We start from the raw sequence: 6,687 nt of genomic DNA, 5'->3' as shown, positions 1-6,687 counted from the left end.
CGCGCATGGCGGTGAACGCGGCGTGGCCCGGCGTATCGATGAACGTCACCTTCGATCCCGACGGCGTCGTCACCTGATAGGCGCCGATGTGCTGCGTGATGCCGCCGGCTTCGCCCGAGACAACGTTGGCCTGGCGGATGGCATCGAGCGTCGACGTCTTGCCGTGGTCGACGTGGCCCATGATCGTGACCACCGGCGCGCGCGGCAGCATGTGCTCATCGACGTCCTTGTCGCCGATGAACCCGGTCTCGACGTCGGCTTCCGAGACGCGCTTCGGCGTATGGCCGAACTCGCTCACGATCAGCTCTGCCGTGTCCGCATCGATCACGTCGGTGATCTTATGCATGGCGCCTTCCTTCATCAAAAACCTGATGACGTCGACGCCGCGCTCGGTCATGCGGTTGGAAAGCTCCTGGATGGTGATCGCTTCCGGAATGATCACCTCACGCACAATCTTGTCCCTCGGCTGCTGGATGCCCATCGCCTTGAGCTTCTCGCGCTCACGGCGGCGCTTGAGCGAAGCAAGCGAGCGCTCGCGCTGCTGCTCGTCGAGGGCGTTGTTGATGGTGAGCTTGCCACGCTCGCGGCGATCCTCGCCGCCCACCTTGACCGGCGTGCGCACGACTTTGCTGCCGCGCTTGCCGGCGCGTGCATCCTCCTCGTCCCTAGGCTCAGTGGCTGCCGGGCGCTGTCGTACTTCCTTGACGATTTTCGTCACGTCGCCGGAGGTGCGGTCAGCAGCCGGCGCAGCAGGACGAGGCAGCTCGATCTGCATCGGGCGGCCGCCCTCACGTGGTGCGAAGCGCGTATCGAAGCTGACCGGCCCACGCGAACGCGAGGCTGCGGGGCGCGTTCGTTCCGTCTCCCCTGCCTGGCGTGCCGGAGCCCGCTCGGCTGCAGGAGGAGCGGGCCGGTGCCGTGGCTCGCTCGCTGGTGCGGCGGCCGGGGGTGGCGTAGGCGCGGCCTCGACCGGAGCCTCAGGCTCCGCGGGCGGTGCCGGCGGCGCAGCCGCGGCGCGCGCAGCGTCCTCGGCCTGCTGTGCGGCTGCCCGCTCGGCGTCCTCGCGGGCCTGCCTGCGTGCCTCTGCCAGCGCGCGCGCGCGCGCATCGCGCTCTTCGGGGCGCAGAAGATCGGCCTTGCCGCCGTCCTGACGTGCCGGCGGTCTAGATGCGGGCCGCGTCTCAGCCCGCGAAGCCGGAGCCGCGTGCGGCGTTTCGCCGGCCGGCGCGCCCGGAGCAGCCAGCTTGCGGGTCTTGCGCTTCTCGACCACGACCGACTTCGAGCGTCCATGGCTGAAGCTCTGCCGGACGTGGCCCGATTCAACGGTGCGCTGCAGCGAGAGCGGCTTGCGGCCGCCTCCGGTCAACGTCTTGTCGGCAGTGTCCTTGGTTTCGCTCATTCGATATCCGTTAAACCTCTAGATTCGGGGGAACTATCCGGTTCCGTGGTTGCAACGGGACCAGACCGGTAGCGGCTGAGCCGCTCGGCCTCTTCCTTGAACCGCTCGGCGGTCCCACCTTGTGTGAGGGCAGCATGTACCACATTTGACCGCCCTATGGCCAAGCTCAATTGTTCCGTCGTGAGATTGGTCACCATAATGGGCGAGCGGCCGCTTGCCCGCGCGACCGCTACAAACTTGCGGGCGAGCTTCTCGCGCCCGCCCTGGGCCGCATCCGAACCCTGCACCAGGATCGCGGCTGCGCCCTTTTCCACCAGCTCGTCGACCTGCTGGAATCCCGTCGTCACAAGCCCGGCCTTGTTGGCCAGGGCCAACGCTCCGAGCACGCGCTTTTCGATGAGCTGATCGACGTGGTCGGCGAGATCAGGTGCGGCTTTGGCAGCCCGCTTAAGGCTTCTAGCAAAGACGTTGGCCTGCGCGGCCTTTGCCACGATCGCCTTCTCGGCCTTGATCCACACCCCCCGTCCGGGAAGGCGCCGCTGGAGATCGGGGACGACGTTGCCCGCCGGATCCGCGACGAATCGGATCAGTTCGCTGGCGTCGACCGCCTCCCGCGTGGCCGCGCACAGCCGCAGCCTGCCATCCCCATGGACGGCAAGCTCGGCATCAAGCTGGCGGCGGCGGTCGGCCAAAGCCTCGGATCCTCCGAATCTCGTTTGCGCGCGATCACGGCCTCAGGCTTCCGGCGCGGGCTGTGCCGCATCGGAATCCTCGCCCGTCTCGGCGTCTCCCTGGTCGTCGTCCTCGGCGGGCGCTGCCAGTTCCTCGGGCGTGATCCAGCCGGCGAGCACGCGGGCCGCCATGATCATGTCCTCGGCCTCCTTGCGGCCCACCTCGAAGCCGTCCAGCACGCCTTTGTGCCGCACGGGCTCCTTCTCTCTCTCCTTCGAGCGCTCCGTCCAGCCGACGAGATCGTCCGTCGCGCAGTCAGCGAGATCCTCGAGGGTTTTGATTCCATTCTCGCCGAATGCAACGAGCATGGCCGTTGTCACGCCCTCGACCCCGGTGAGATCGTCGGCAACGCCGAGCTCACGCCTGCGGGCATCGCGCTCAGCCTCGATCTTATCGAGGTATTCGCGCGCGCGCGTCTGGATCTCGTTCGCCGTATTCTCGTCGAAGCCCTCGATATGGGCAATCTCCGAGAGATCAACGTAAGCCACCTCCTCGACCGAGGCAAAGCCCTCGGTGACGAGCAGCTGGGCGATGACCTCGTCCACGTCGAGCGCATCCATGAACACCTGCGAGCGCTCGGCGAACTCCTTCTGGCGCCGCTCGCTCTCCTCCTGCTCCGTCAGGATATCGATATCCCAGCCGGTGAGCTGCGAAGCGAGGCGCACGTTCTGCCCGCGCCGTCCGATGGCGAGGGAGAGCTGGCTCTCCGGAACCACCACCTCGATGCGGGTCGCATCCTCGTCGAGCACGACCTTGGACACCTCGGCCGGCGCCAGCGCGTTGACGATGAAGCTCGCCGCATCGCCGTTCCACTGGATGATGTCGACCTTCTCGCCCTGCAGCTCATTGACGACGGCCTGCACGCGCGCGCCGCGCATGCCGACGCAGGCGCCGACGGGGTCGATCGAGCTATCACGGGAAATGACGGCGATCTTGGCTCGCGAGCCGGGATCGCGCGCAACCGACTTGATCTCGACCGTGCCGTCATAGATCTCGGGCACTTCCTGGGCGAAGAGCTTGCTCATGAACTCCGGCCGCGCGCGCGACAGGAAGATCTGCGGGCCCCGCTGCTCGCGGCGCACGTCGTAGATGTAGGCGCGGATACGGTCTCCGTAGCGCACGTTCTCGCGCGGGATCATTTCATCGCGACGAATAATGCCCTCCGCCCGGCCGAGATCGACGATGACGTTACCGTACTCGGCGCGCTTGACCGTACCGTTGACGATCTCGCCGACGCGGTCTTTGTATTCGCCGTATTGGCGGTCCCGCTCGGCCTCGCGCACCTTCTGCACGATCACCTGCTTGGCGTTCTGCGCGGCAACGCGGCCGAAATCGAGCGGCGGCAGGCTCTCGGCGATGAGATCGCCGACCTGCGCCTCGGGGTTACGCCGCCTCGCATCCTCGAGCGTGATCTGCGTCGACTCGTTCTCGACTTCCTCGACGACCGCGAGCACGCGCGACAGCCGCGTTTCGCCGGTCTTCGGATCGATCTCGCACCGGATGTCGTTCTCGGCCCCATAGCGCGACTTGGCGGCCTTCTGGATCGCATCTTCCATGGCCTGGATGACGATCTTGCGGTCGATAGTCTTTTCTCGCGCCACGGCTTCTGCAATCTGCAGAAGCTCGAGCCTGTTGGCGCTGATACCTGCTACGACTGCCATAATCAGAGACCCTCCACGTCGTCGGTCTTGAAATCGTCCGGATCGGCTTCTTCACCGTCTCCGAGTTGTCCCTTCTTGCCCTTGCCTTTGTTTTTGGCACGGGTCAGCGCCTCGCGGATGAGGTCGTCGGTGAGCACCAGCCGGGCGGTTGCAATCATGCCGACGGCGAGGCCGATCACGTTGCGGCCCGCGTCGCCCAGATCCGCCTCGATCAGCACCTCGCCGTTCTCGAAGCCGACGAGATGGCCCCGGAAGCGGCGGCGGCCGTCGACGGGCGCCTTAAGCTCGATCTTGGCCTCCGATCCCGCCCAATCGACGAAATCGGATGGCCTCACCAGCGGGCGGTCGATCCCAGGCGAGGAGATCTCGAGCCTGTAGGCCTCGGCCACGACATCGGCCACATCGAGCACCGGCGAGACCGCCCTCGAGACCGCTTCGCAGTCGTCGATGGTCATCGTACCATCGGGCCGCTCCGCCATGACCTGGACGGTCTTGCCGTCCTGACCGGATATTTCGATACGCACGAGTCGGAATCCAAGGTCCTCGAGCACAGGCTCGACGAGCTCGGCGAGTTCCGATGCAAGACCGGTCTCCAGGATGAAACGGTCGTCCGAAACGACCTCGTTCGTGCTTTGCATGCCCGTGCATTCCGGCGGCCGATCCGGCTGCCAAAACAAAAAGAGCGGACCCTTGCGGGGCCCACTCTCGAAGTTGAGATGATCATGAGCGAATGAAGAATACGTGACAATGCCCATCCTGGCAAGCGCATTCCCAGCCGCGTTCCAGCGGGCGCCTAGCCAGGCAGCCGTTTTCGCGCCGCTCCAGGACTAGATACGCACGAAGCGGAAGAAATAGGAGCGGCGCCCCTCGCGCCTCGCTTTGGCTTCGTAGCGCGTCGCCGGCCAGTCCGCGGGGCGCACGCGCCAGTCGGCGGAGCTGTCCACCGTCCAGAGAAATTCAGGCGTCTGCGCAACAGCCAGGAGGGCCGTGCGCGCATAATCGCCGATATCGGTGGCAAGCCTAAGCTCCGCCCCGGGCTTCATCACGCGCGCCAGAAGCTCGAGCAGCGCGGGAGAGAACAGCCGCCGTTTCTGATGCCGCTTCTTGGGCCACGGATCGGGGAACAGGATGAAGACGCGATCCAGCGATGCGGCAGGCAGCCAGCGCAGCATTGGCCGCACGTCGTCCCCATAGAGACGGACGTTGCCAAGCCCGTCTTCCTCGATCGCCGTCAGCGCCTTGACCAAGCCTTCCTCGAACGGCTCGCATCCGATGAGGCCAACACCCGGGTTGGCCTTTGCCTGCCAGACGAGATGCTCGGCACCGCCGAACCCGATCTCGAGCCACACGGCCGCGATGGACTTGGGAAAGAGCTCGCCCAGATCATTGAGGCCGGGCTGCGTAGGATCGACGGCCACACGCGGCAGGAGGTCCTCGAGCAGGCGCTCCTGGCGCTCACTGAGCCTGCGCCCCCGCCGCCGCCCGAACGAGCGGAGTTCACCATGCGGATGAGCGGTTCTGCCTTGCACGGGCTCCACCATGCGGTCCTCAACGTAACGGCCGCAGGAATCCTGCGGCCGTCAAAAAAAGGCGGCTGCAACGGGCGTCACATCGCCTTCTGCATGGCATCGGCGAGGTCGAGCTTCTCCCAGGAGAAGCCGCCGTCGTTGTCCGGCTTGCGGCCGAAATGCCCGTAGGCCGAGGTCCGCGCATAGATCGGCCGGTTGAGGTCGAGCGTCTCGCGAATACCGCGCGGGGTGAGGTCCATGACCTTGTCCACCGCCGCCTCGATCGCGCTCTCGTCCGCCTTGCCGGTGCCATGCGTGTCGACATAGATCGACAGCGGCTTCGCCACACCGATCGCGTAGGAGAGCTGGATCGTGCAGCGGTCCGCCAGACCGGCAGCGATGATGTTCTTGGCGAGATAGCGCGCGGCGTAGGCCGCCGAGCGGTCGACCTTCGTCGGGTCCTTGCCCGAGAACGCGCCGCCGCCATGAGGGGCTGCGCCGCCGTAGGTGTCGACGATGATCTTACGCCCGGTAAGGCCGGTATCGCCATCGGGGCCGCCGATGAAGAACTTGCCCGTGGGATTGATGTGCCACACCGTATCGCGGGTGATCCAACCGTCGGGCAGCGCCTGGCGCACGTAGGGCTCGACGATATCGCGCACATCGCCCGAGGTCAGGTTCTCGACGAGGTGCTGGTGCGAGACGACAATCTGCGTCACGCCGACGGGCTTGCCGTCCTCGTAGCGCACCGTCACCTGGCTCTTGGAATCCGGGCCGAGCTTCGCCGCGTCTCCGCTCTTGGTCTTGCGCGCCCGCGCCAGATCTTCGAGGATCTTGTGCGCATAGTAGATCGGCGCCGGCATCAGCTCGGGCGTCTCGCGGCATGCGTAGCCGAACATGATGCCCTGGTCGCCCGCGCCCTCTTCCTGGTTGGTCGGCTGCTTGGCGTCGACGCCCTGCGCGATATCCGCCGACTGGGCGTGCAGCAGCACTTCGATGTTGCAGTTCGCCCAGTGGAAGCCCGCCTGCTCATAGCCGATGTCGCGGATGGCCGTGCGCGTGATGTCCTCGATCCTCGCCACGGTGAGCGAGCCTGGTCCGCGGCATTCGCCGGCAATGACCACGCGGTTGGTGGTCGCGAGCGTTTCGCAAGCGGCGCGGATGCTCCACGGATCAAGGCCTTCGGCAAGGCCCTCGCGGAAGAATGCGTCCACGACCTCGTCGGAGATTCGATCGCAAACCTTGTCCGGATGCCCCTCCGAAACCGACTCGCTCGTGAACAGATAGGACTGGCGTGCCACTTGATGCCCTCGATCTCGTTCCTGCTTGCGCAACTGTCCGGCTCCGCCCGTCGAACCACGCAAGACAGGCGGCCAGCCTCCCCGGA

The 6,687-nt window shown here is 66.2% G+C and carries 6 protein-coding genes; all 6 read right to left on the bottom strand.

Annotated elements, in window-relative coordinates:
- A partial coding sequence (locus V7P99_RS11955; protein WP_333795051.1) for a translation initiation factor IF-2 associated domain-containing protein occupies positions 1-1,399 on the bottom strand: 1,399 nt, incomplete at its 3' end.
- Positions 1,396-2,091: an RNA-binding protein gene (locus V7P99_RS11950; protein WP_333795050.1), complete on the bottom strand. Its 696-nt coding sequence runs from the start codon at positions 2,089-2,091 to the stop codon at positions 1,396-1,398. The genes V7P99_RS11950 and V7P99_RS11955, both read right to left, overlap by 4 nt.
- A 42-nt stretch (positions 2,092-2,133) precedes the next feature.
- A complete protein-coding gene (gene nusA / locus V7P99_RS11945; RefSeq protein WP_333795049.1) occupies positions 2,134-3,792 on the bottom strand; it encodes a transcription termination factor NusA in 1,659 nt (552 codons plus the stop codon).
- Positions 3,793-3,794: 2 nt separating this feature from the next.
- Complete coding sequence (gene rimP / locus V7P99_RS11940) at positions 3,795-4,430, bottom strand: ribosome maturation factor RimP (RefSeq protein WP_333795048.1); 636 nt, start codon at positions 4,428-4,430, stop codon at positions 3,795-3,797.
- Positions 4,431-4,619: 189 nt separating this feature from the next.
- Positions 4,620-5,333 (bottom strand): tRNA (guanosine(46)-N7)-methyltransferase TrmB, encoded by a 714-nt coding sequence (gene trmB, locus V7P99_RS11935; RefSeq protein WP_333795047.1) that lies wholly within the window; start codon positions 5,331-5,333, stop codon positions 4,620-4,622.
- A gap of 65 nt (positions 5,334-5,398) precedes the next feature.
- Positions 5,399-6,601, bottom strand: coding sequence for a methionine adenosyltransferase (gene metK, locus V7P99_RS11930; protein WP_333795046.1), 1,203 nt, complete (start codon positions 6,599-6,601; stop codon positions 5,399-5,401).
- Between the last annotated feature and the right edge of the window lie 86 nt (positions 6,602-6,687).

The sequence above is a fragment of the Hyphomicrobium sp. genome (assembly GCF_036780825.1).
Lineage (GTDB): Bacteria > Pseudomonadota > Alphaproteobacteria > Rhizobiales > Hyphomicrobiaceae > Hyphomicrobium_C.
The sequence above is the reverse complement of the archived record's forward strand: the minus strand, read 5'-3'. Positions and strand labels throughout refer to the sequence as shown.

What these genes read in the sequence shown, in the direction of transcription:
- nusA (WP_333795049.1), bottom strand. Translation starts at nt 3,792, where the DNA reads ATGGCAGTCGTAGCAGGTATCAGCGCCAACAGGCTCGAGCTTCTGCAG.
- trmB (WP_333795047.1), bottom strand. Translation starts at nt 5,333, where the DNA reads ATGGTGGAGCCCGTGCAAGGCAGAACCGCTCATCCGCATGGTGAACTC.
- rimP (WP_333795048.1), bottom strand. Translation starts at nt 4,430, where the DNA reads ATGCAAAGCACGAACGAGGTCGTTTCGGACGACCGTTTCATCCTGGAG.